The sequence below is a fragment of the Ferrimicrobium acidiphilum DSM 19497 genome (assembly GCF_000949255.1).
Taxonomy (GTDB): domain Bacteria; phylum Actinomycetota; class Acidimicrobiia; order Acidimicrobiales; family Acidimicrobiaceae; genus Ferrimicrobium; species Ferrimicrobium acidiphilum.
Genome location: NZ_JXUW01000004.1, coordinates 82,044 through 104,201, shown reverse-complemented (window position 1 = coordinate 104,201; position 22,158 = coordinate 82,044). Strand labels below are relative to the sequence as shown.

Sequence of the window (22,158 nt, the reverse complement as noted above, 5' to 3'; positions counted from 1 at the left end):
TCAGTGGTATCGATTCGGTGATGTGCGGGGTCGATGATTCGAAAAGGGGGTTCCCTGTTGAGTTCACCTGAGTTGCTCCAAAGACAGGATCCTGAGGTCGCACGGCTTATCGAGGAGGAGCAGGAGCGTCAGCGAACTACCCTCCAGCTGATCGCCTCCGAGAACTTTGCATCTCGCGCGGTGATGGAGGCGACTGGCAGCGTCCTGACTAATAAGTATGCAGAAGGTTATCCGAGCCGGCGTTACTACGGTGGCAACCAGATTATTGACCAGGTTGAGACGCTGGCTATCGAGCGTTGCAAGCAGCTGTTTGGGGCGCCTTATGCGAACGTGCAGCCACACGCCGGCGCTAACGCTAATGCAGGCGCCTACTTGGCTTTGCTTGAGCCTAGAGATCGCGTGCTAGCCATGCGCCTAGATCAAGGAGGACACCTCACTCATGGCTCTCCAGTCAACTTCTCGGGGCAGATATATGATTTTATCTCCTATGGCGTTCGTGAATCAGATCCGAACCGAGAGTGGCTTGATCTCGATCAGATGCACCAGCTGGCGTTGGAACAACGACCAAAGCTGATCGTCATTGGTGCAACCGCCTACTCACGTATTATCGAGGTCGATCCAGTTCGGGAGATCGCCGACGAGGTCGGCGCATTGGTGCTATTCGACGCAGCTCATGTAGCGGGATTGATAGCTGCCGGCGTCTATCCCAACCCTCTATTCACACGGTCAGGAGGGCGCGGTGCTGATGTGGTTACCTTTACGACCCACAAGACCTTGCGAGGCCCTCGCGGTGCTGCCATCATCGCGCACGAGGATCTTGGAAAGAGTCTGGACAAGGCGATCTTCCCAGGGTTACAAGGTGGTCCTCTGGAGCATGCGATTGCCGCGAAAGCAGTCGCCTTTGGAGAGGCTATGGACCCCGACTTTCGTCAGTATGGTCAACGGGTGGTCGATAACGCCCGTGTGCTTGCAGATTCTCTTAGCGCAGAGGGTTTTCGCATAGTTTCTGGCGGCACCGACGTGCATCTTATGCTTGTTGACTTGCGAGATTTTGACGCCGAGCTCGATGGGCGAACCGCGCAGGTGAGACTCGATCGTAGTGGCATAACCTGCAATAGAAATCAGATTCCATTCGATCCACGCTCTCCGTTTGTCACCAGCGGGCTGCGTCTCGGTACCGCCGCCATGACCACTGCGGGCATGTCTACTGACCAGATGAAGACGGTCGCATCCTTGATCTCTCGAGTCTTGCGTACCGATGATGACCAGACTTGCCAGGAGGTTCGACGCGAAGTCGCTGATCTTTGCCGTTCGTTCCCTCCGCCATCCGAGAGGTAGCGTGCAATACGTCCTGGTGGCGCTGGTCGCTGCTGTCGTTACTTTCTTGGTTGTGCCTCTGGTCAGATGGCTCGCCTTCCGGACGAATCAGGTGGTTCAGCCGGGTGGACGCATGGCCCATCTTAAGCCAACGCCAACCTTGGGTGGCATTGGCATGCTGGTGGGTTTTGCGGCCGCCATCGGTGTGGGCAGCCTGATGCATTCCTTTCGACCAGTGTTTATTGACTCCTCTGAACCTACTGGAGTACTTCTTGCTGCGATTGCCATCACCGGCATAGGTGTGGTCGACGATGTCTGGAACCTGTCAGCACCGGCAAAGGTAGCTGGTCAAGTGCTTTCGGCCTCTTTGCTTTGGATCTTTGGCGTGACTATGTTCTGGTTCAAGGTGCCATTCGCAGGTATAGTGGTTCTCTCGAACTCGCTTACCCCGTTGCTCACTGCTATCTGGGTTATAGCGATGGAGAATGCGATCAATCTCATTGATGGACTTGATGGCCTTGCTTCGGGGATAGTGGCGATCGCGTCGCTTGCTTTTGGCCTTTACTCGCTACGACTAGAGGCGCTTGGGCAACTCCCAAGTTCCTCCATTGGCCCGATTATTGCGTTTGCGGTGCTTGGGGTCTGTGTTGGCTTCTTGCCACACAACTGGAACCCTGCCAAGATTTTTATGGGAGACACAGGAGCGATGCTTCTTGGACTGCTCCTGGCGGCTAGTACGTCGGTGGTGGGTGGGCGCACTGCTAACGTCTCCGACCAGACCTTTTTCTTTTTTGCGCCGTTGGTGATTCCGTTTGTGATTCTTGGAGTTCCAATGGCTGACTTGGTGTTTTCTGTGTTACGTCGCACCGCTCACCATGTCAGCTTCGCCACGCCCGACAAGAAGCACCTTCATCACCGCCTGATGGAGATGGGACACGGACCACGACGATCGGTGGCTATCCTCTGGGCATGGACGGCTATTCTGTCCGCCTTCGCGCTTCTTCCGACCTACGTGAGTGGTCTCGGATTCGAACTCCCGATTGCGGTGGCAGCTGTGGGAGTGCTACTATATACCCTGTTTCATCCTGATTTAAAGGGGACACATTCGCGAAGTGGGCGAGCCATGCAGGTAATCCGACGCAAGGATGCTGGGACTGATTGATGAGTCCCACTGTTCTAGCCAGGATGACAGTGGGCTGGCCTATAGCTGGTAGAGTATTCTAGGTTTGGTTCGGAAGAGGTTCGATCGTGGACAGCCGTTCAGTGGCCCGTGGTATGGTATCGAGTTTTAGTGAGGCGATCGCCAAGATGATTGAGTCCTTCGGGACGATGGTGCTCTCGCTCGTGATAGCCGTCGTGGTCGGTCAGTGGACGCACTCATGGGCATGGGGAGTGGGGATAGCCGTTTTCGGGGTTGTTGGATCTATTCTCTCTATGTACTATCGGTCAAAGGCGGAGCTCGACAGCAGCCCGATTCCGGTCAAGACCCGTCGCCCAGAGAGGGGCGGTGTTTCAGGTTTATTGGAATCCGATCTCGAGCTTTCAGACGATGTTCGCCAGGCGGATGCATGGCTGAGGAGGAAGAAGTAGCTTGTCTAGCGCGTCTACCCAGCCTGAGGTGAGTATCGCCAAGGGTTTTCTTGTTCGCTTGCTCATCGTTGCACCTGTTGCAGTAGCGGTTTCGTGGGCTATCGCCGGTGATCGAGGTTTGTGGTCATCACTTTATGGATTAGCCCTGGTGGCGGTCAACTTCGCCATCATGATGTTGTTCTTCCGTGAAGGCGCCAAGTTTGGGATGACAGGTCTGATGGCGGCGGCGTTTATATCGTTGTTGGTTGGTCTTGGAGTCCTCACGGCGGCGATTATCCCTGTGGCACGTGCATCATGGATGGATCTCGTTGTCTTTGGTCTAGTGGTGATCCTCGGTCACCTTGCTGCCGTGGTTATCGAGGCGCGGAGGGTATCAGGGCGACTCGGCGATGACGGACTCGCACCTTGGAGATTGGTTCGATGATTTTCGCAGCCATAAACTTCCCACCTATCGCGGAGCTCTTGGACTGGAAGCCGATCGCCTTTGGTGGCTCCGCATTGATGTTCAACAAGATCGCGGTTCTCACGCTGTTGTCGACGGCAATCACATTGGTCTTATTCTTCATCGCCGGACGGCGCCAGAATCTAGTCCCGCGTGGCATCCAGAACGTCATGGAGTCGGCGGTCGACTTCATCACCAACTCTGTCGTTATTGACGTGATGGGTCAAGAGGGGCTAGCGTGGGTACCCTGGCTTACCGGACTCTTCTTTTTCATCCTCTTCAACAATCTGTTCGAGGTCATTCCCTTCATCCAGATGCCTGCGACGGCCAGAACTAGCGTCACTATCCCCCTAGCCTTGATCGTCTACGTCACCTTTATCGTGGTAGGTATCAAGAAGCAAGGTTTTGGCGGTTATTTTAAGTCGGCACTCGTACCAAGTGGAGTGCCGGTCGCTCTCTTAATCCTCCTAGTTCCTATTGAGTTGTTGTCAACCTTTATAGTTCGCCCCTTCGCTCTGGCAGTCCGCTTGTTCGGTAACATGCTCGCTGGCCATCTTCTGTTGGTGACGTTTGCAGTTATTTCAGAGGCTCTGTTCGTTCGAAGTATCGGTCTGATCGTGCTGCCGCTACCGGCTGCTACCCTTGTTGTGTTGACTGGCTACGAGATCTTCGTCGGATTTCTTCAAGCTTTTATTTTCACCATCCTGACCGCCGTCTACTTGGGCGAATCTTCGGGAGGTGGGCACTAAGGAGTTTGTCTAAGTTCGTCGTGAGCAAAAATGCTCATTAAAGAGTTGGTATCGAATATTTAGATGGAGAGGAAAGCAAGTTAATGCATAGCATGATGGCGACAATTATCGCAGTAGCGGCAAATGTCAACTTACGAAAAGGCCTTGCGGAGCTTGGGTCTGGCTTGGCGTATGGCCTCGCTGCACTCGGGCCTGGCATTGGTATCGGAATTATCTTCGGCCAGGCGATCTCGGCGATTGCGAGACAGCCGGAGACTGCTGGACCGGTTCGGTCGCTCGCCTTCTTGGGTTTCGCGCTCGCTGAGGCACTCGCCTTGATCGGCTTCGTGGTCTTTGTCCTCTTGAAGTACACCGGTTAAGGAATAGCCTCGTGCTTTTCGGAGTAGTCACGCAGTCACCGAACCCTATTTTGCCCTCTACGGGTGAGGTAATTTGGTCAGTAATCTCGTTTGTCATTCTGTTGGCTGTGTTGGTTAAGTTTGCCTTCCCGCCAGTTGCCTCCATGATGGCAAAACGTAGCGATAAGATCCGCGATGACCTTGAGGCGGCTGAGGCAGCTCGCCGCGATGCAGAGCGTATTGCGGAGGAGCGACGGGCGGAGTTGAGCCGTGCTCGAGAAGAGGGTCAGCGAATCATCGAGGATGCGCGAGCAACCGGTGAGGCCCTGCGACAAGAGGCGGTGGCAGAGGCCCAGCGAGAGGCGCAACTGGTTCGCGAACAGGCTCAGCTGCAGATTGCGGCGGAGCGCTCGCGGCTCGTCCTCGAACTCCGGGGTGAGTTGGCAGGGATGGCAATCGAGCTATCGACTCGTATTCTCGCACATGAACTTGCATCGAGTGAGGTGGACCCGCTCGTGGAGTCGTTCCTCGCGGAGGCGGATTCGGAGTAGACATGAGAGAGCGAACCCGTGGATTCGCCATAGCCATTCGAGACCTACTGGCCAAAGATGGCGATTTGGCGCACGCGAGAGAAGAACTGGCGTCAGTAGTATCGCTGGTGGAGGAGTCGGTTGAACTCACTGATCTGCTCATCGACCGTGGGTTGCGACCCGAGGTTCGACGCTCAGTGCTCGACGAGCTCCTGGTGGAGCGCGTAGATGCGCGTATCGTCGCCTTGGTGGGGTATGTGATCGAGACTGAGTTTGCAGGTGACATCCCAGAGGTCTTGGCAGCGCTTGATCAGGTTCTTCAGAGTTCCTATCTGTTGGGTGACGGGATAGAGACGGCGACTGGGGCACGTTCGCGAGGTTACGCACAGGCGATAATGATCGAGCTCGATCGCGATGCTCGTTTGCAGCTGATGGATGAGTTGTTGAGCGTCCTGCAACTACTGGCAGATGACGTTGGATTGCGCCGAGCCCTTTCTGGGCTTGGTGGTAGCGAGGTGCAACGAGTGAAGATCGTTGAGGATCTCTTTTCCAGCCGACTCTCGAGTTCGGCGGTCTTGGTGATTCGGGCGGTGGTTGCGACGACGAATCCCCGATCGCTCGCGGAGTCTCTGGAGCGGATTGTGGCTGATTGCTCGGTACTCGTCGAGAGCGAGGTTGCCAGGGTCACGATGGCTCGGGAGACGAGTGACGTCTATCGTTCCAGGATCGCTTCGACGCTTGAACGGCGAACCCATAGGGAGTTGATCGTCGAGTGGAGGGTTGACTCGTCGTTGATAGGCGGAATGGTCGCGGTGGTTGGCGATCGCGTGTATGACGTGAGCGTTGCCCGAGAACTACAGAGGGCCCAGCAGCTACTTGCGGGGCGATAACAAGGAGAGACGATGGCGGTAGAGCTAAAAATTGACAAGTCAGAGATCGCTGACGTAATTCAGCGGCGGCTGCATGAATACGCAACGACGACCTCTGGTGAAGAGGTGGGTCGTGTGCTCGAGTTTGGTGATGGTATCGCCTCAGTCTCGGGACTCCCTTCCGTGGCGGTTAACGAGGTGTTGCGCTTTGCGAACGGCACGGTTGGCTTGGCCCTCAACCTGGAGGAGGACACCATTGGTGTCGTTGTCCTAGGAGATGAATCGGGCATCTCTGAGGGACAGTTGGTGAAGTCGACTGGCGAAATTCTCTCTGTTCCAGTTGGTGACGGTCTTCTCGGACGGGTGGTTGACCCACTCGGTCGCCCAATTGATGGTCTTGGACCAATTGAATCCGATATCCAACGTCGGCTTGAGGTTCAAGCACCAGGTATCGTCCAGCGCAAGCCGGTAGGCGAACCGCTGCAAACGGGCATCAAGGCGATTGACGCCATGACCCCTATCGGGCGAGGACAGCGTGAACTTATCATCGGTGACCGCAAGACTGGCAAGACTACGGTAGCGCTAGACACCATCATAAATCAGCGCGGCCAAGGGGTCAAGTGTATCTATGTAGCTATTGGGCAGAAGGGTACCTCCATCGCTGCTGTGGTCGACACCTTGCGCGATCATGGTGCGCTTGAGTACACGGTGATCGTCGCAGCAGCGGCGTCAGAGGCTGCACCGTTCAAGTATCTTGCCCCGTACGCGGGGTGTGCGATGGGTCAGCACTGGATGGAGAACGGCGAGCATGCTCTGATTGTCTACGATGACCTCTCAAAGCAAGCCGATGCCTACCGACAGCTCTCACTCCTTCTTCGCCGTCCGCCGGGACGCGAAGCCTACCCGGGCGACATCTTCTATCTCCACTCTCGCCTTCTAGAGCGTGCTGCGAAGTTGGGTGATGCCTTGGGTGGAGGGTCGCTAACTGCGCTTCCAATCATCGAGACCAAGGCTGGTGATATCTCGGCCTACATCCCCACCAACGTGATCTCGATCACCGATGGTCAGGTGTTCCTTGATTCGGATCTGTTCAACTCCGGTATCCGTCCTGCCATCAACGTCGGGACCTCTGTATCGCGTGTTGGCGGTGCCGCACAGGTCAAGGCGATGAAGGAGGTGTCCGGTAGTCTTCGGCTCGACTTGGCCCAGTTTCGCGAACTCGAGGCTTTTGCTACCTTTGGCTCTGAGCTAGATAAGTATGCTCAGGCACAGCTCGATCGTGGTTATCGTCTTACCGAGTTGCTAAAGCAAGACCAGGGTGCACCACTTTCAGTGGCTGAGCAGGTAGTTAGTATTTTTGCCGGCACTAATGGACTGCTTGATGAACTGCCTGTTGCTGATGTGACTAAGTTTTTGGTAGAGATGATCGGCTTTCTGAAGGCGCGTCATCCTGAGTTGATGGATGAGATCACGACTAACGGCAAGATGCCCGACAAGCAGGCGCTCAAGGATGCAATCGATACGTTCGCTGGTGGGTTCGCCACCTCTGGACAGGGCTAGTTTCTCGTGCCGGGTGGTAAAGAGCGCGCGCTACGCGGGCGTATTAGGAGTGTGAACTCGACCAAGAAGATCACGAAGGCCATGGAACTTATCGCGGCGTCGCGTATCGTTAAGGCGGTTGGACGTATCGGTGGGGCCAGGACCTATTTTCGGGAGGTCTCCGAGGTGACGCGAGAGTTGCTGGTTACGCTCCCGAGTTATCGCCCGCCGCTGACTCAGGTACAGGCTGGGGTGACCGTTTTGGTATTGGTAACCTCTGATAGAGGATTGTGTGGCGGCTACAATAGCTCAGTTATCAGGGCATACGAAGAGCAGGTTCGGCAGAGCGAAGGACCAATCGAGATCATTGGTATTGGCCGTAGGATCGAGAATTACCTGCACTTTCGAGGTATATCCAGTAATGTTCAGATAAATGGTGTAACCCATCTGCCGACTCTAGATCAGGCCTATGCGATCATGGGACCTGTTATGAGGCGGGTTGATGCTGGTGAGATTGCTCGAGTTGTGGTTATCTCGAACCGGTTTTACTCGCTTGGTGTTCAGCGACTCGAGGAGACCATTCTTGTTCCTGTCGACCCGAGTTCAGTGGTCGACAACAGATCGGAGACGGTTGCTCACTTCGATTTCGAGGCTGAACCTTCGCTAGAGGCTGTTATCGATACCGCGCTACACCAGTTGGTGGTGGCCGAATTTTTTGGACTGTTGCTTGAGGCCTCCGCGGCTGAGCACGCAGCGAGGCAACGTGCTATGAAGAGTGCGACGGATAATGCAACCGAGTTGGTTCGTAACCTAACTAGGGCGATGAACCGCGTCCGCCAAGACGCCATTACCACGGAGATTACTGAAATAGTTGGTGGCGCGGAGGCACTCGCACAGGGTAGCCACGCCATGAGTGGAGATGAAAGGTAACAATGGAGACTGAAGAGAAGCCGACCGAGGAGAACCTAACACAGGCGAAGGCTCTCGGCCGAGTCGTGTCCATCGCTGGGCCGGTGGTAGATGTCGAGTTCCCGCCTGAGTCAATTCCTGAGGTGAACATGGCCGTCTCGATGGAGGCGGAGATCGATGGCAATACAGTCATCATTATGGCCGAAGTTGCCAGTCAGCTTGGTGATGGTCGCGTTCGCTGCATCTGTCTTCGACCTACCGATGGATTGCGTCGGGGGGCTGCGGTCACCGACTTGGGACATGGGATCAAGGTTCCAGTTGGATCTGGCGTTCTTGGCCACGTCTTCAACGTTATTGGTGAGCCGTTGAACGCAGGGGAGCTCATCGACATCGATGATCATTGGGAGATCCATCGTGACCCGCCACCCTTCGATGATCTAGAACCTAAGGCTCAGATGTTCGAGACTGGTATCAAGGTTATCGACCTCCTCGAGCCCTATGTTCAGGGTGGCAAGGTTGGGCTATTCGGTGGTGCGGGAGTCGGCAAGACGGTTCTGATCATGGAGATGATCAACCGAGTTGCACAGCAACACGGTGGCGTCTCTGTTTTCGCTGGCGTTGGCGAACGTACTCGAGAGGGCACCGACCTCCTTCTAGAGATGGAAGAGTCAGGGGTGATCGAAAAGGCGGCGCTTGTCTATGGTCAAATGGATGAGCCACCAGGTGTTCGTCTTCGTGTGGCTTTATCGGCACTGACGATGGCTGAGTACTTCCGCGACGTCAAAGATCAGGACGTACTGCTTTTCATCGATAATATCTTCCGATTCGTCCAAGCTGGTTCCGAGGTATCGGCACTCTTAGGTCGACTGCCTTCGGCTGTGGGTTACCAACCCACGCTCGCTGACGAGATGGGTGCCCTGCAGGAGCGAATCACCTCGACGAAGCGTCGTTCGATCACCTCACTGCAGGCCGTCTATGTGCCAGCTGACGACTACACCGATCCTGCGCCATTCACGACCTTCACCTTCTTGGATGCGACGACGGAGCTCTCTCGTCAGATTGCTTCCCTTGGAATTTATCCCGCCGTCGATCCACTCGCGTCGACATCGAATATCCTCGCACCGCACATCGTTGGCGAACGACACTATCAGGTGGCCCGTAGTGTCCAACAGATCTTGCAGCGCTACAAGGAGCTCCAGGATATCATCGCTATTTTGGGCCTCGATGAGCTCTCTGAGGAGGATAAGGTGACTGTGTCGCGAGCCCGACGCATTCAGCGCTTCCTATCGCAGCCGTTCTTCGTCGCAGAGATCTTCACAGGTGCAAAGGGTAAGTATGTTCCGATTGCCGAGACCATCGAGTCATTCGAGGCGATCGTTCGTGGTGACCTTGATGGTGTTCCTGAACAGGCCTTTTTGAACTCCGGCGGCATCGAGGATGTACTCGCTCGTGCAAAAGAGATGGATGCCTAGTGGCTACGGAGACCTTCAATTTAGTAATCGCCAATCCTGAGTTAGTGTTGCTAGACGAGGAGGTCGAAAGCCTCACGCTTCGATCCGCCCTCGGGGATGTAGCGTTTCTCGCTCATCACGCTCCCTTTGTTGGTGAGGTTGAGGTCTGCCTCGCTACTGTGGCGAGAGCGCAGGGCGATTCGTTCCAGATCGTCATAGATGGTGGTTTGGTTCGCGCTGGTGGCAACCGTGTTGTAGTGCTAGCCAACGATGCCGAGCTAGCCAGTAATGTAGAGCAGGAGTCGTTGGACAGACGTCGACAGCGCTACGAAGAACGGGTTGCAGAGCTTGACGATTCACTTGCAGACACTGAGCGGCGGTCGTTGGAGCTCAGAGCGAGTTTGATCGACTAGGTGGTGACCCCTCGGGTTCGTTGCTGTCTAGCGGTTACGTTCGATGAGGGGGTCGAGTCTGAACTGAATCTCCTGCGGAGGTTCTTGGGTTCAGGTGCTCTTGACTGGATTCCTCCGCACATCACATTGATTCCACCGGTGGACTGTTCGCCAGCGGAGGCCTGGAGCTTCGTGGCCCAGATCGCCGAGTTGAGCACCCGAGTGGAACCAGTCACTCTTGAGCTGACTGGGTTTGATACGTTCGCGAATCGACGGATAACAGGACACCTTTCGGTGGTCGCCGGCGGTGACGAGCTTGAGCGTTGGCGCGATAGGTTGGCTCCATCACGGGATTCGCGCATCTATGTTCCCCACGTGACAGTGGTAGAGAACATTAAGCCTGAGGAGGGGTTGATCCTCCACGAACGTCTGTCCCGGTACAGAGTGGAGACGTCAGCCAGTGAGATGAGCCTTTTAGTCGCGGATGCGCGCGGCAGTAGAAGAGGTTGGCGGCCGTTTGTGAGGGCTCTGGTTGGCTATGGCGGGCGTCGCAGGCGTTCTCACCGTTCTGTGTTAGTGATGCTCTCGCGATCGAGCCCGGTTGCTCACAGGCGCGATTCCAGGAGTGTAAGTGCTTGGCTGCTCGACGTCTCGGGTGAACTCCTTGGTTGGGTAGAGGCGATAGCTGGGCCGAATGGTGTCTGGGTTTTCGACGATAGCGTGATGCTAGATCGTGACTTAGTCGGCTTCGGCTTCGAGGAGCTGGTGGTAGAGGAGCTGCTTGTCTACCTACAATTCGCCACGGCAGTGGTGGCTCCTGAGTGGGTAACTAGTCTGGATCCTCTTGGCGCGACAACAATGAGCTCGGATACCGCTCGTCTGTTGGGTTTGCGGAGTTTCGACCTATCCGCGGTTGACAGGACAGCAGATGGCAATCAGGCCATTAGATGGAAATTTCTGAGCTTTTCGACGCGGTGAACGGCCTCGATCGTTCTCACCGTCTTGCTTCGTGAACGCATCACGATCGAATGGGTTATCGCCTCCCCACGGCGAGTTCTGACGCCGCGGAGTAGTTCTGAGTTGGTGATACCAGTAGCCGCGAAGAAACAGTCCTGAGAGTTGACGAGATCCGAGGTGTGTAGGATGGCTGTCAGGTCGTAGCCCGCATCTAGTGCTTTCTGGCGTTCCTCCTCGTCTCGCGGCCAGAGTCTTGCCTGGATGGCACCGTCGATGCATTGCAACCCCGCAGCTGCGATGACCGCCTCGGGGCTACCCCCGACGCCGAGGAGCATATCGACATTCGAGGACGGCAGTGCAGTGAGGATTGCGGCTGCGACATCACCATCTCCGATTAGGGAGATTCTTGCGCCAGCTGAACGAACCTCTTCGATGAGCTCTTGATGGCGTGGTCGGTCGAGAATTGCCACCGTAATTTCTGATGTCTGGCACCGCCTTGCCTTCGCTAGTTCGATGACATTCTCGCGTGGTGAGAGGTCTAGAGAGACCGCCCCGACCCCCTCTGGGCCAGTTGCGAGCTTGTCCATGTAGACGATTGGACCAGGAAAAAACATCGAACCGTTACCGGCTACTGCGATTACACTCATTGCACCGCCGCGCCCCATTGCGGTCGGGGTCGTACCTTCAATCGGGTCCACTGCGATATCGACCTTCGGACCAGCGCCATCGCCCACATGCTCGCCATTGAAGAGCATCGGAGCGTTGTCCTTTTCGCCTTCGCCGATGATAACGGTACCATCCATGGAGACTACATCTAGAACGCTGCGCATCGCGTTTACAGCTGCTCCGTCGGCTGACTCTTTTTGACCACGTCCCACCCATTGGGTTGAGGCGAGCGCAGCGGCCTCGGTGACGCGGACTAGGTCGAGGGCAAGGTTGCGATCGGGAGGCGAATTGTCGAGCATCTAAAGTATGGTAGTGGATGCCTCTCTGAGCTCGGTCAACACTTACGTTTCTTGATGATTTCGAGACGAGCACTAGACTAGAGGTCTATGACACGCTTTGATGAGTGGGTTGCGAGCTATGATCGCGCTCCAAAGAGACATGACCGTTTCGAGACGCTGTCTGGGATCGAGCTGGCTCCTGTTTATACCAGCCGGGGCGCCATCGGGTCTGTTTCGGAGCTCCCGGACGATGAGGAGCTTCCTGGTAGTTACCCGTATACCAGGGGAATATATGCGAGTGGATATCGGACCAAGCTATGGACGATGAGGATGTTTGCTGGGTTTTCTTCAGCTGCCGAAACTAATGAGCGTTTTCGAGAGCTTTTGGATGCTGGGGGAACGGGGCTATCGGTAGCTTTTGACTTGCCGACGCTGATGGGACGGGATTCAGACGATCCGAAGTCGTTGGGTGAGGTCGGTAAATGCGGTGTCGCCATCGACACCTATGACGACATGGAGACTCTATTTGAAGGTATTCGCCTTGGAGAGATTACCACCTCAATGACCATCAACTCTCCAGCTGCCTTCATTCTCGCCTCCTTTGTCGCAGTTGCTGAGACAAGCGGTGTGCCGAGGAGAGAGTTAGGCGGCACCCTGCAGAACGATATCTTGAAGGAGTATCAGGCGCAAAAGGAGTACTATTTCCCCCCACGCCCATCGATGCGTCTGGTACGCGATACTATGACCTTCGCAGCCGCAGAGATGCCAAAGTGGCACCCACTTTCAGTCTCGGGATATCACATTCGAGAGGCAGGTTCGACAGCCGCTGAGGAGCTCGCGTTCACGATTGCCAACGGTTTCGCCTATGTTGAGACAGGGTTGGCCGCTGGGCTTACGGTTGACGAGTTCGCTCCCCAACTCTCCTTCTTTTTCAATGCGCACATCGATTTTTTTGAGGAGATTGCAAAGTATCGCGCTGCACGTCGCATCTGGGCTCGATGGATGCGTGATCATTACCAGGCTCAAGACCCACGATCTTGGCTGCTTCGCTTTCATACCCAGACCGCTGGGGTGTCGTTGACTGCGCAGCAGCCTGAACTAAATATCGTTCGAACTGCGATCGAGGCTCTCGCGGGGACTCTTGGAGGCACCCAGAGCCTCCACACGAACTCAATGGATGAGGTTCTCTCATTGCCGACCCAAAAGGCCGCACGCATCGCGCTTCGAACCCAGCAGATCATCGCTCACGAGACTGGTGTTACGAACGTGGTTGATCCGCTTGGTGGTTCATATTTTGTCGAAGAGCTGACACTTGAGATCGAGCGTCAAGCGGAGGAGATCTTCGCCGAGATCGCGGAGTTGGGTGACGGTTCGATGCTCGAGGGTGCATTGATCGGTATCGACAACTTCTACCACGTGAACCGAATTGCTGACTCCGCCTATGAACTCGAGAAGAAGATCTCAGCAGGGGATCGTATTGTTGTGGGTGTCAATAACTTCATTCTTGAAGACGAGGACCCTATCGATACCTTGGTGATCGGCCCAGAGGTGGAGAAGCTTCAGGTACAGCGACTCCAGGATGTTCGCCAAAGACGTGATTCAGATCAGGTGGCTCGTGCGCTTGCAGACCTGCAGGCGGACGCACGAGACCCGGAGGTGAATCTGATGGAACCGCTTATTCGAGCCTCAAAGGCGCGAGTTTCGATCGGTGAAGTCATGGAAGCGCTTGCGGATGTGTTTGGATATTACGAAGAACCTGGGATCTGAAGTTGATGGGTTAGCCGATACCGGCCGAGCTCATCATCAATCCAAAAGTGGACTAATGACTTGCGGAGGAGTTAACAGCAGTCAAGCAATAGTATCTGGATCCATCGATATTCATGCGGATTGACCTTCCCTCTCATAGGACAACTTGGACGGTGTTTTGAGCCTGCGCTGGAGAAACTTGCGCACCAGACCGAGGATAGCTTTGGCCGCGTGGCAAAGGTTTCTAGTAGGCGGTGATCGAACGAACTCATGCGCTGAGTCCCTGGGTTCGTACTTTGGCAACCTAAAGGTCTGATTGATGAGCGCACGGACAGATAAAGTCGCGCACAGATCGAAGGCATGGCGAAGGAGAACTAATCGCTAAAAAACAGAAGCTCCAAGGCTAAAGCAATGCCTTGGAGCTTCCCGTGATTCAACACGTTGATTCTTGACTGTCTAACCCTTTGGAAGGACAGTGTCAACTATGGCAAGAGCGCGACGTGCCGCTGCCTTTGCATCAATAACCTTGTCTGAGACGTTCTGAGTCGAACTCAGCATTGTGAACAGGAGCACCGCAGTGTTCTCAGGATCAGTCATCTTGAGCATCTTGAGCGGCTCGACGAGTGGGCGTGCCAAGCTGAGATAGTACTCTTTTACCTTGGCCGCAATCTCAGGAGTGCGATCTCGGTTCTCAAGATTGCGGAGTACCTCATGGGCGAGCCTCGCGTCTGGGGCAACGACAACCTTCGCGAAGCCAGTGATCTGCTCACGCGGTTCACGATGGCGCTTCATAGCAGTGATGAGTTGCTCCTGATATCCGGGCAACACGTCCTCCGCGAGTTCGAGCGCTAAGTGATTCTCCGAGGGGAAGTAGAGGTAAACGCTATTGCGCCTCAGTCCGGCTCGAGGACCCACGGCCTCAAAGTTTACCGACCTGATGGTTGGATTAAGCAACGACTCCTTGGCGGCATCGAGAAGCGCCTGTCGTCGTTGTGCGTGATGTTCCTTAACTGTGGGGGCCATGATTTTGGGCATTGATCAAAGTATATAGCTGTTTTGCTTCCGGCTATCCGAATATCAAATTTCTGTGTCTGAGGCTCGAACTATAGTTCGCATATGATTAAATCAACGATGGATCCACGGGTGGCAAGCGTAGTGAAGACAGGCAAATCGCCACGTCAGGCGCTCGAATGGTTGCTCACGCTTTTGGTTGTGGGGCTGATGGCCCTAGTGGTGATCACCCGGATTATTGCACCTATGGCCGTCGGAGAGCATGTGTCGTCGAAGGTTTATATCGTCAGTCGTGGCGATACTCTTGTCTCGATCGCTGAGCGAGTTGATCCGAACGCGAATCCCTATCCAATCGTGGCACGGATGGAGGTACAGACACACGGTACCGTTTTATGGCCGGGAGAGCGAATCATCGTCCCCACAGCACGTCCTTGATCTGTCGGTGTGGCATGCCTGAGCCAACAAGCAGGCGTGATGTGGGTCGAACTTAGGTTGAGTCATCGCTGAGATCCGAACCAGAGTTCGGCCGATCTTTGCTATTCGGTGGTCAAGATGATCTTTCCAAACTTTCCAGGCTTGCTAAATCGATCGTAGGCCTCTGCTCCGTCGGCAAGGTTGAATTGCTCTTCAACGAGTATCCGGTAGGCGCCGGTTGCTAAGTGGCTGAGTAGGTGATGCTCTACCCGGGAGGCTAGTAACGCCTTCTCCTCCCAGCTTCGCGCGCGAAGCGTCGATGCACGTAGCGTTCCACGTTTACCCATTAAAAGACGTAGGTCTATTTGAGTTTTGGCACCACTCCCAACGCCGATGACAACTATCCTGCCGTTGGTCGCTAGCGCGTTCATGTTGGTGGCCAGGTTTTCGCCGGATACGAGCTCAAGGATGACATCATAGGGACCTGAGCTCGAGATCTCGTCTGGAGTTACGCTGTTACGTGCTCCCAAAGACAAGGCTCGCGCGTCCTGTTCGTGGTTGCGCACGACGGCAACCACCTCTGCGCCAAGGAGGGCGCCAAGCTGTACCGCTGCAGTACCGACGCCACCGAGGGCACCATGAACCAGTAGCCGATCTCCGATGCTCAGGTTGGCTTGAATGATGAGCGCATCCAAGGCGGTAAACGCCGCCTCCGGGAAGCCGCCTGCGGTCATGGGATCGATTGAAGCTGGCACTGGGATGCAGGCACTCGCTGGAGCGGTAAGAAACTCTGCATGAGCTCCACCACCCGTGACTCCCATGACGAACTGACCAGGTTGGAAGGATAGCTCAGAAGACCCTGCCTCGATGACTTCACCGGCAAACTCGAGCCCAAGGCGTTCTGGATCAAAACCGGCTGGTGGAGGGTAGTGGCCACGGGCCTGGAGCAGGTCAGCGGCGTTGATGCCGGCGCTTGTTACCTTGATGAGCAGCTCGTTCCGGGCAGGTTGTGGGGTAGCAACCTCTTCTACTATTACTGAACCGTTCCGAGCGATGAGTGCACGCACTGAACTCTCCTCCTTGTCTGGGTGGGTAAAAGACTACTTTAAGGGTCATCCTAGCCTTGGTCGTCGTGCCTCTCTTGGAGGTGTGGGGGCGAGCTAGTTTCGTAAGTGGACTTTAGATGTCCATTCCGGTAGCGTTGAGTATGAAAATCTCGTTGAGAACTGGGAGGTAGTCATGACCGAAGAGATGCGGATTGAACACGATTCTATGGGAGAGATCGAAGTACCGGCTACAGCTCTCTGGGGAGCACAAACTCAGCGTGCAGTTGCGAATTTTCCTATTTCTGGTCAGCGAATACCAATGTCTTTGATTCGAGGCTTGGTTTGGATCAAGTGGGCCGCGGCGAGAACCAACGCTGATCTTGGAATCCTCGATGCTGAGGTTAGTAATGCGATTGTCAGCGCATGTGAAGAGGTGCTCGGTGGAGCTCATGATGACCAGTTCCCGATCGATATCTATCAGACGGGATCTGGCACCTCCTCGAACATGAATGTGAATGAGGTGATTGCTCGGCTCGCTAGCTCTCGATTGGGCAAACCGGTACTGCCCAACGATCACGTCAATGCCTCTCAGTCCTCGAACGACGTCTTTCCGACGGCGATGCATCTAGGTGTGCTTCTTGAACTGTCGGAACTCCTGCTACCTGCGCTGAATCGACTGGTTGAGGGGCTCGAGCGGAAGGCGGCCGAGTTTTCCGAGGTGGTGAAGTCAGGGCGAACTCACCTCATGGATGCGACGCCGATCACCCTCGGTCAGGAGTTCTCGGGTTATGCCGCAGCGATTCGTAGGTCTATCGTTCGGATCGAACTCGCTCGGGACGACGTGGGTGAGGTCCCACTTGGAGGGACCGCAGTCGGCACTGGCTTGAACGCCCCTCCTGGATTCGCTGACGGCGTGCTTATGCGTCTGAGGGAGCGTCTAAACGTTCCGATTCGGGAGGCCAGCAATCATTTTGAGGCTCATGGTGCGCGTGACGCCATTGTGTTTCTGTCTGGCGCGCTCAAGACTTTGGCCATGGCCTACTACAAGCTAGCCAATGACCTCCGTTGGATGTCTTCTGGACCCCGCTGTGGACTGGGCGAAATTCACCTACCAGATCTTCAGCCAGGATCATCGATCATGCCAGGCAAGGTAAATCCGGTGGTCCCAGAGGCGATGTGTCAAGTCGTTGCTCGAGTAATTGGAAACGATGCCACGATCGCGTTCGGTGGATCAGCGGGTAATTTCGAGCTCAACGTAATGCAACCGATCATGGGTGTTGCGGTGTTGGATTCGATGCAAATCATGGCGACGATCGCCGACGCCATGGTAACCAAGTGCGTCAACGGTATCGAAGCTAACGTCGAGCGTTGCCGCACCTATGCACTATCGTCGCCATCGATCGGGACATCGCTTAATCCATACATTGGCTACGAACAGGCTGCGAAGGTCATCAAGGAGGCACTCGCAACCGACAAGGATCTGCGAACAGTTGTGCTTGAGAAGGGGTTGCTGTCAGAGGCCGAGGTGGATGTAGCACTTGACGTGATGGCGATGACCAAGGGTGGCATCATACGATAGCGTCGCTCTGTCAAAGTACATAGGCAGACTCTTCAAAATTGCGATTCAGAGTACCGAGAGCCGGGGCCCTTTTGAGGCTCCGGCTCTCTGTGTCAGGCAATCAAAGGGCTTAGGCGACTCGTTTGAGATCGCTGCGCTCAAGCTGGACTGCCTGGTCTTCGATCTTGCGGTGAAGGCCAGCGAAGAAGCCAACAATGGCGTCAAAGAAGAAGGCGATCCCACCGAGTGCTAGACCGGTTATGGTAACTCCTATCCAGCCAGCCCTTAGGTTGGCGACTGAGAATCCACTCCAAAGATTGACATTGGCGATCCAGGCTAGAGCGATGCCGAGGATCAGTTGTACAAGTGGCTTGAGTTCACGCGCCCGAACGTACGCCCGTTCTCCGAGAAGACTCAATGCATAGATTCCTAACCCAAAAAGTATGACAAGTCCGAAGTAGTGCATCTATTCCTCCTTACTCTTTACTTCCAACTTCAGCTGGTTAAAACGCTACCACCAGGGAGTATATGCCCACTGTGGTTCAGTGTTTTCTCAGGACTGCCACTCTTGGAAGCATCGATGAGTTGGTTGATTCTGCCGTCCTACTTGCATCGGCTGCGTACTTGGAATGATGGTCTGTGACTCGCGTTGAGCGCAACGAGTCGTTGGCCAAGTAGAGTCAACATGCGCATGATGTCGGCGATGGGCGAGCATCCCTGTGCAAGTATGCAAGGGTGGATCTGGTCCATTCGGATTGTGCCCGCCGCGAACCAACGGTGCTAGTCAGTCTGCTGAAGGCTCGTAGGCTAAGAACCTATGGCTCTGTTAGAACATTTTCGCTATCTTGCTCGTTACGCTGCGATTGATGACCCAGAGATCGTGACCGAATTCGGTTATCTATTGGCGGAGGCTGCCTCTGATCCGATGGAACTTGCTCCCGCACTCGTGCAGTTGTTGCGGATGATGCCAGCGGCGGTAGAGATCTGGAGTACCGCCAATTCAGTACTTGGCGCGATCGATCATGCGGATGCGGCGGCAGAGTTTGGATGGAGTTTGATTTCGCATCTCAGCAGCTGCGATCTACACCAGACTCGAACGATGCCGCTCGCGCTGAGTTCCCACTCAGCACTTCATCTGGGAGCATTTCATGAGTGCATCACCTGCAGCGTTCGTCTACTCCCCGATGAACTCTTGCAAAGATACGCGATCCACTTTGGCTATCAAGTCGATCAGCTCGGCTCACATCCGGTCTATGTCGACGGAGCAAGAATTTTGCCAGGGCATTATCATTGGCCACAGCTCGCCCCGATTCTGGCTGATCGGTTGTAGCTGGCGTTGCTTTGCCAAACATTTAATCAGTGCGGGCATCTAGTGTCCTTGGTCGGAAGTTCAAATCATAACTATCGGACCCAGATATTTCTGCATAGAGGCGAAGATATCGTCGGCGCTCTTGGTCCGGATAAAAGGCTGTGAAGTAGGGTTCTGGCGAGTGGCGGGAGATCAAACGGCGCACCGATGTCGTCGGGGTGTTCCGCAACGACGATGCCATCGTCCGCCTCGTCGATGCCATTGCAATCGATCAGTACGTGGAGTGGGCCGTCTCTGCTCGAAGGTACCTGTCCAAAGAGTGTGTTCATGGCAGGGCTCTTTCACACGCTCGGCATGCTCGAGGACAACGCGCGTTGTGAGACAGCCTCGAACGCGTGCAATGGGGATGGCCAGAGATCGAATGTACACCACTTCCTTGACCTGCGCCTACCGACGGTACGGTTAGGCTTGCGCGCAATGAACAGCAACCTCGACTTCGTCAGCCATCTAGCGCATGAGTCGGGCCGTTTCGCCGCCGCGGTCGCCGAAACGGTGCCGACGACTTGCTGTGGCACCTCGCTGAGGTCCAGTGGTTCTGGGGCACCATCGTGCGTCAGGCACTGCAAAGGCCACCTCTCGCAGAGGTCAGACCAGCCCGACCCGCCAGCCGATCCGAGCTCTTATCGTTCTGCTCGGCGGTTAGTGCAGAGCTCGTTTCCGCACTGGGGTCCGCAGCACCGCAAGACCGGGTGTGGACCTGGTCGGATGACCATAGCGTTGCCTTCGTCCGCCGTCGCCAAGCCCATGAGGCGCTGATCCACCGGATCGACGCCGAGTTGACCATTGGGTTGCGGACGTCGATGGATGCGCAGCTGAGCGACGACGGGATCGACGAGGCGCTGTGCGTCATGTACAGGTGAGTACCCGACTGGGCAACGTTCTCCACGAACGACGCCGGCGTCATCCGGCTTCACGCCAGAGACAACGCCAGCACGTGGTTGGTCCGCCTCGGCCGGCTCACCGGTATCGACCCCGATGACGGCACGGCGGTGGACGAGGCTTGCCTCGACGTGGCCGACGACAGCGTAGTCAATGCGGATGCTACGCTCACCGGGTCGGCGGCTGACCTGGATTGCTGGCTCTGGCGCCGCCCCACCATCGAGACACTCAGGCGTGCGGGCGACAACCGGTTACTCGACCAGCTCGAGATGGTCATCGGGTTGGGAATCGACTGACACCTATCGCGGCGTCCCGGACGATCGCGGCTATCCGAAATCTCATTACCCCTGACTACCAGGGGGTGTATGCAAGTAATCTCGTTACAACCTGACGCGACGGCAGGAGGTTTCCCAGGTGCTGGATCATCCAAGGAGGAGGTGTCTGCTTACTTAGGCCGGGTAGCAAGGTCGATATTCAGTTGGTTTAGCCGGGCCCCGCAGATCGGCTCAATCAGCCACGAGGCTTCTGCGTTGGCAAAGGCGGCGGCGAAGTTCGGATCATCCATGACATATCCTCTTTCTCTCCCTTGCCTCTGTTCTAATAGAGAATCATGATTTCTGGGTTTCATGATTTCATGACTGGGCCACTCACTATACCCTAGCCAGGACAACGCAAGGCGCAGTGCTGCGATGCGGTATCGCCGTATCACTGCTACACTTCAATCATGCGCAAAACACCAACCTTCGTCACAGTGCAGAGCCGTGGCCTCATCGCTATTCCCACCTCGATTCGGCGTCACTTCGGCTTGGATCAGCCTGGAGCACAGGTTGAGGTAATCGAGCGAGAGAACGAGATCATCCTTCGCCCACACATTGCCGTGCCATCCGACCAGGCGTGGTTCTGGACAGAGCGTTGGCAGCAGATGGAGCGCGAAGCAGATGAGGACATTGCTGCTGGACGGGTTGTAGTGAGCGAGGGCATTGATGAGTTTCTTGCCGAACTTGACTCGTGAGGGTTGAAAGAACCGATCAGTTCAAGACCGACTATCAACGGTTATCCGCGCATGAACGTGAGCTATTTCGTGCATCTTCCCGTATCTTCAATGTGGCCTGTGATCGTTTCATCGAGACTCGCGACCCCTCATCATGGCCGGCCAGCCTACGGGTGAAAGCTGTTGTTAACGCACCCGGAATTTTGGAGATGACTTGGAGTTTCAGTGTTCCTGATGGTCGGGCCACCTGGCAGTGGACCACAGTTGTGACCGCTAATGGAGTTTCAGTGCTAGCAGTGCGCTGGCGACGGATTGGTGGCCACCAGATCTTCCGACAACCATGATCGGTTAGTGACATCCTTCGCGCCTACCATCCTTGCCAGGACAACGCAAGGCGCAGCCTTGCGGCGGCAGTGCTCACGCTTAGCGAGCGGGGAGACAGACGGGACGAGGTTTCAACAAGTTCGTGTACCTAACATTAGGATTCCAAAACCTACAGGAGTAGATGTATAGGCAGTGGCGATTATTGCGGTGTGAGCTTGGAAAACTTAGTGAGGTGCGCTAGTTCTTCTGGGTGGATAACTTAGTGTCCTTAGTCAAAGTTTCGCTCTGAAACAAGAATTTTCAATATTTGGCCCCTGTTGAACCCATTGTGCATCTGCTCTCTTGGAGGAAGAGGCAATGACAATGGCCAAGCAAATATCTAAAGCAACCCGAGCGGCGAAGGATTCGGAAGGGACCAAGAAGCGTACCGGACGCAGACCCACCTACGTCCCCACGTTGAGCGACGAGGACAAAGAGTTTCTTCCATCGGTGATCGCTAAGCGCAACGCCCCGGCTGCTCAAGTTGTGCGAGTGAAGATAGCCCTGTTGGCCAATGAGCATGTCAGGCTTCGCGATAAGCGCTGATGAGCTCGATGTCTCTCACTTCACGGTCTCAAAGTGGGCCAAGGAGATTCGCCCTCTTTGGGGTGAGATCGCTAGGTGACGCACCAAGGCCGGGGGTACCTAGGACCCATGGGGATGACAAGATCGCCGAGATTGTCAAACTCAGAAACCACGACCAATCCACCTGATTCATCGACCCACCTGCCAACCAACACCATGGCAACCGCCG

Annotated in this window: 25 protein-coding genes and 1 pseudogene; 22 read left to right on the top strand and 4 right to left on the bottom strand. The window is 55.4% G+C overall.

What is annotated here, in order from left to right; translation table 11 throughout:
* Positions 1 to 57: 57 nt before the first annotated feature.
* The 13 genes from FEAC_RS03260 (at position 58) to FEAC_RS03200 (ending at position 11,104) form a co-directional block, all read left to right on the top strand.
* Positions 58 to 1,338 carry a serine hydroxymethyltransferase gene (locus FEAC_RS03260; protein ID WP_035388616.1) on the top strand — a complete coding sequence of 427 codons (1,281 nt, stop codon included), beginning with the start codon at positions 58 to 60 and terminating at the stop codon, positions 1,336 to 1,338.
* Positions 1,262 to 2,479, top strand: coding sequence for a glycosyltransferase family 4 protein (locus FEAC_RS03255; RefSeq protein ID WP_160290322.1), 1,218 nt, complete (start codon positions 1,262 to 1,264; stop codon positions 2,477 to 2,479). Before FEAC_RS03260 ends, FEAC_RS03255 begins: the two co-directional genes overlap by 77 nt.
* Positions 2,480 to 2,565: 86 nt before the next feature.
* On the top strand, positions 2,566 to 2,907 hold the full coding sequence (locus FEAC_RS03250) for a hypothetical protein (protein WP_035388615.1): 342 nt from the start codon (positions 2,566 to 2,568) through the stop codon (positions 2,905 to 2,907).
* Position 2,908: 1 nt separating this feature from the next.
* Entirely contained in the window at positions 2,909 to 3,331 is a 423-nt protein-coding gene (locus FEAC_RS03245; RefSeq protein WP_035388614.1) for a hypothetical protein, read from the top strand.
* Positions 3,328 to 4,098: a F0F1 ATP synthase subunit A gene (atpB, locus tag FEAC_RS03240; RefSeq protein ID WP_035388613.1), complete on the top strand. Its 771-nt coding sequence runs from the start codon at positions 3,328 to 3,330 to the stop codon at positions 4,096 to 4,098. Before FEAC_RS03245 ends, atpB begins: the two co-directional genes overlap by 4 nt.
* Before the next feature lie 83 nt (positions 4,099 to 4,181).
* Positions 4,182 to 4,457: an ATP synthase F0 subunit C gene (atpE, locus tag FEAC_RS03235; RefSeq protein WP_211250013.1), complete on the top strand. Its 276-nt coding sequence runs from the start codon at positions 4,182 to 4,184 to the stop codon at positions 4,455 to 4,457.
* 11 nt (positions 4,458 to 4,468) lie between these two features.
* Positions 4,469 to 4,987, top strand: coding sequence for a F0F1 ATP synthase subunit B (gene atpF / locus FEAC_RS03230; protein ID WP_035388612.1), 519 nt, complete (start codon positions 4,469 to 4,471; stop codon positions 4,985 to 4,987).
* Between the two features lie 2 nt (positions 4,988 to 4,989).
* Positions 4,990 to 5,856, top strand: a complete 867-nt coding sequence (locus tag FEAC_RS03225; protein ID WP_035388611.1) for a F0F1 ATP synthase subunit delta — start codon at positions 4,990 to 4,992, stop codon at positions 5,854 to 5,856.
* A gap of 12 nt (positions 5,857 to 5,868) precedes the next feature.
* Positions 5,869 to 7,395 (top strand): F0F1 ATP synthase subunit alpha, encoded by a 1,527-nt coding sequence (gene atpA, locus FEAC_RS03220; RefSeq protein WP_035388694.1) that lies wholly within the window; start codon positions 5,869 to 5,871, stop codon positions 7,393 to 7,395.
* A 51-nt stretch (positions 7,396 to 7,446) separates the two neighbouring features.
* Positions 7,447 to 8,304 (top strand): ATP synthase F1 subunit gamma, encoded by an 858-nt coding sequence (atpG, locus tag FEAC_RS03215; RefSeq protein ID WP_052565401.1) that lies wholly within the window; start codon positions 7,447 to 7,449, stop codon positions 8,302 to 8,304.
* A 2-nt stretch (positions 8,305 to 8,306) separates the two neighbouring features.
* Positions 8,307 to 9,755, top strand: coding sequence for a F0F1 ATP synthase subunit beta (gene atpD, locus FEAC_RS03210; protein WP_035388609.1), 1,449 nt, complete (start codon positions 8,307 to 8,309; stop codon positions 9,753 to 9,755).
* A complete protein-coding gene (locus FEAC_RS03205; RefSeq protein WP_035388608.1) occupies positions 9,755 to 10,147 on the top strand; it encodes a FoF1 ATP synthase subunit delta/epsilon in 393 nt (130 codons plus the stop codon). The genes atpD and FEAC_RS03205 overlap by 1 nt, the downstream gene beginning before the upstream one ends.
* Before the next feature lie 3 nt (positions 10,148 to 10,150).
* Positions 10,151 to 11,104, top strand: a complete 954-nt coding sequence (locus FEAC_RS03200; RefSeq protein WP_160290321.1) for a 2'-5' RNA ligase family protein — start codon at positions 10,151 to 10,153, stop codon at positions 11,102 to 11,104.
* Here FEAC_RS03200 and glpX read toward each other — a convergent pair.
* Positions 11,062 to 12,048 (bottom strand): class II fructose-bisphosphatase, encoded by a 987-nt coding sequence (gene glpX / locus FEAC_RS03195; protein WP_035388606.1) that lies wholly within the window; start codon positions 12,046 to 12,048, stop codon positions 11,062 to 11,064. The two genes, FEAC_RS03200 and glpX, sit on opposite strands and share 43 nt — an antisense overlap.
* A gap of 87 nt (positions 12,049 to 12,135) precedes the next feature.
* On the opposite strand from glpX, the gene FEAC_RS03190 reads away from it, so the two are divergent.
* Positions 12,136 to 13,794 (top strand): acyl-CoA mutase large subunit family protein, encoded by a 1,659-nt coding sequence (locus FEAC_RS03190; RefSeq protein ID WP_035388605.1) that lies wholly within the window; start codon positions 12,136 to 12,138, stop codon positions 13,792 to 13,794.
* A gap of 435 nt (positions 13,795 to 14,229) precedes the next feature.
* On the opposite strand, the gene FEAC_RS03185 is transcribed toward FEAC_RS03190, so the two are convergent.
* Positions 14,230 to 14,808 (bottom strand): TetR/AcrR family transcriptional regulator, encoded by a 579-nt coding sequence (locus tag FEAC_RS03185; RefSeq protein WP_152623054.1) that lies wholly within the window; start codon positions 14,806 to 14,808, stop codon positions 14,230 to 14,232.
* Between the two features lie 108 nt (positions 14,809 to 14,916).
* On the opposite strand from FEAC_RS03185, the gene FEAC_RS03180 reads away from it, so the two are divergent.
* On the top strand, positions 14,917 to 15,219 hold the full coding sequence (locus tag FEAC_RS03180; RefSeq protein WP_035388603.1) for a LysM peptidoglycan-binding domain-containing protein: 303 nt from the start codon (positions 14,917 to 14,919) through the stop codon (positions 15,217 to 15,219).
* Between the two features lie 101 nt (positions 15,220 to 15,320).
* Here FEAC_RS03180 and FEAC_RS03175 read toward each other — a convergent pair whose 3' ends face one another.
* Positions 15,321 to 16,265, bottom strand: coding sequence for a zinc-binding dehydrogenase (locus FEAC_RS03175; RefSeq protein WP_035388602.1), 945 nt, complete (start codon positions 16,263 to 16,265; stop codon positions 15,321 to 15,323).
* Positions 16,266 to 16,437: 172 nt separating this feature from the next.
* On the opposite strand from FEAC_RS03175, the gene FEAC_RS03170 reads away from it, so the two are divergent.
* Positions 16,438 to 17,823 carry a class II fumarate hydratase gene (locus FEAC_RS03170; RefSeq protein ID WP_035388600.1) on the top strand — a complete coding sequence of 462 codons (1,386 nt, stop codon included), beginning with the start codon at positions 16,438 to 16,440 and terminating at the stop codon, positions 17,821 to 17,823.
* A 109-nt stretch (positions 17,824 to 17,932) separates the two neighbouring features.
* Here the strand turns inward: FEAC_RS03170 and FEAC_RS03165 are convergent, their stop codons facing one another.
* Positions 17,933 to 18,268, bottom strand: coding sequence for a hypothetical protein (locus tag FEAC_RS03165; protein WP_035388599.1), 336 nt, complete (start codon positions 18,266 to 18,268; stop codon positions 17,933 to 17,935).
* Positions 18,269 to 18,619: 351 nt separating this feature from the next.
* Between FEAC_RS03165 and FEAC_RS03160 the strand changes: the two genes are divergently transcribed.
* From FEAC_RS03160 to FEAC_RS03130, 6 genes and pseudogenes are all read left to right on the top strand, one after another.
* The gene (locus tag FEAC_RS03160) at positions 18,620 to 19,132 is read left to right on the top strand and encodes a hypothetical protein (RefSeq protein ID WP_035388598.1); all 513 of its coding nucleotides are present in this window, start codon (positions 18,620 to 18,622) and stop codon (positions 19,130 to 19,132) included.
* Positions 19,133 to 19,296: 164 nt separating this feature from the next.
* Positions 19,297 to 19,491: pseudogene (locus tag FEAC_RS15070) on the top strand (transposase); the annotation flags it as partial.
* Between the two features lie 183 nt (positions 19,492 to 19,674).
* A complete protein-coding gene (locus tag FEAC_RS03150; RefSeq protein ID WP_052565397.1) occupies positions 19,675 to 20,031 on the top strand; it encodes a maleylpyruvate isomerase N-terminal domain-containing protein in 357 nt (118 codons plus the stop codon).
* Between the two features lie 150 nt (positions 20,032 to 20,181).
* Complete coding sequence (locus tag FEAC_RS16195; RefSeq protein WP_336433120.1) at positions 20,182 to 20,346, top strand: hypothetical protein; 165 nt, start codon at positions 20,182 to 20,184, stop codon at positions 20,344 to 20,346.
* A 428-nt stretch (positions 20,347 to 20,774) separates the two neighbouring features.
* Entirely contained in the window at positions 20,775 to 21,062 is a 288-nt protein-coding gene (locus FEAC_RS03140; protein ID WP_035388596.1) for an AbrB/MazE/SpoVT family DNA-binding domain-containing protein, read from the top strand.
* Between the two features lie 660 nt (positions 21,063 to 21,722).
* Positions 21,723 to 21,950: a hypothetical protein gene (locus tag FEAC_RS03130; RefSeq protein WP_035388594.1), complete on the top strand. Its 228-nt coding sequence runs from the start codon at positions 21,723 to 21,725 to the stop codon at positions 21,948 to 21,950.
* Positions 21,951 to 22,158: the final 208 nt, after the last annotated feature.

Coding starts and splice junctions, on each gene's coding strand:
- FEAC_RS03255 (WP_160290322.1), top strand. CDS start 1,262: ATGACCAGACTTGCCAGGAGGTTCGACGCGAAGTCGCTGATCTTTGCC.
- atpB (WP_035388613.1), top strand. CDS start 3,328: ATGATTTTCGCAGCCATAAACTTCCCACCTATCGCGGAGCTCTTGGAC.
- atpE (WP_211250013.1), top strand. CDS start 4,182: ATGCATAGCATGATGGCGACAATTATCGCAGTAGCGGCAAATGTCAAC.
- FEAC_RS03225 (WP_035388611.1), top strand. CDS start 4,990: ATGAGAGAGCGAACCCGTGGATTCGCCATAGCCATTCGAGACCTACTG.
- atpA (WP_035388694.1), top strand. CDS start 5,869: ATGGCGGTAGAGCTAAAAATTGACAAGTCAGAGATCGCTGACGTAATT.
- atpD (WP_035388609.1), top strand. CDS start 8,307: ATGGAGACTGAAGAGAAGCCGACCGAGGAGAACCTAACACAGGCGAAG.
- glpX (WP_035388606.1), bottom strand. CDS start 12,048: ATGCTCGACAATTCGCCTCCCGATCGCAACCTTGCCCTCGACCTAGTC.
- FEAC_RS03190 (WP_035388605.1), top strand. CDS start 12,136: ATGACACGCTTTGATGAGTGGGTTGCGAGCTATGATCGCGCTCCAAAG.
- FEAC_RS03185 (WP_152623054.1), bottom strand. CDS start 14,808: ATGCCCAAAATCATGGCCCCCACAGTTAAGGAACATCACGCACAACGA.
- FEAC_RS03170 (WP_035388600.1), top strand. CDS start 16,438: ATGACCGAAGAGATGCGGATTGAACACGATTCTATGGGAGAGATCGAA.
- FEAC_RS03165 (WP_035388599.1), bottom strand. CDS start 18,268: ATGCACTACTTCGGACTTGTCATACTTTTTGGGTTAGGAATCTATGCA.
- FEAC_RS03160 (WP_035388598.1), top strand. CDS start 18,620: ATGGCTCTGTTAGAACATTTTCGCTATCTTGCTCGTTACGCTGCGATT.
- FEAC_RS03140 (WP_035388596.1), top strand. CDS start 20,775: ATGCGCAAAACACCAACCTTCGTCACAGTGCAGAGCCGTGGCCTCATC.
- FEAC_RS03130 (WP_035388594.1), top strand. CDS start 21,723: ATGACAATGGCCAAGCAAATATCTAAAGCAACCCGAGCGGCGAAGGAT.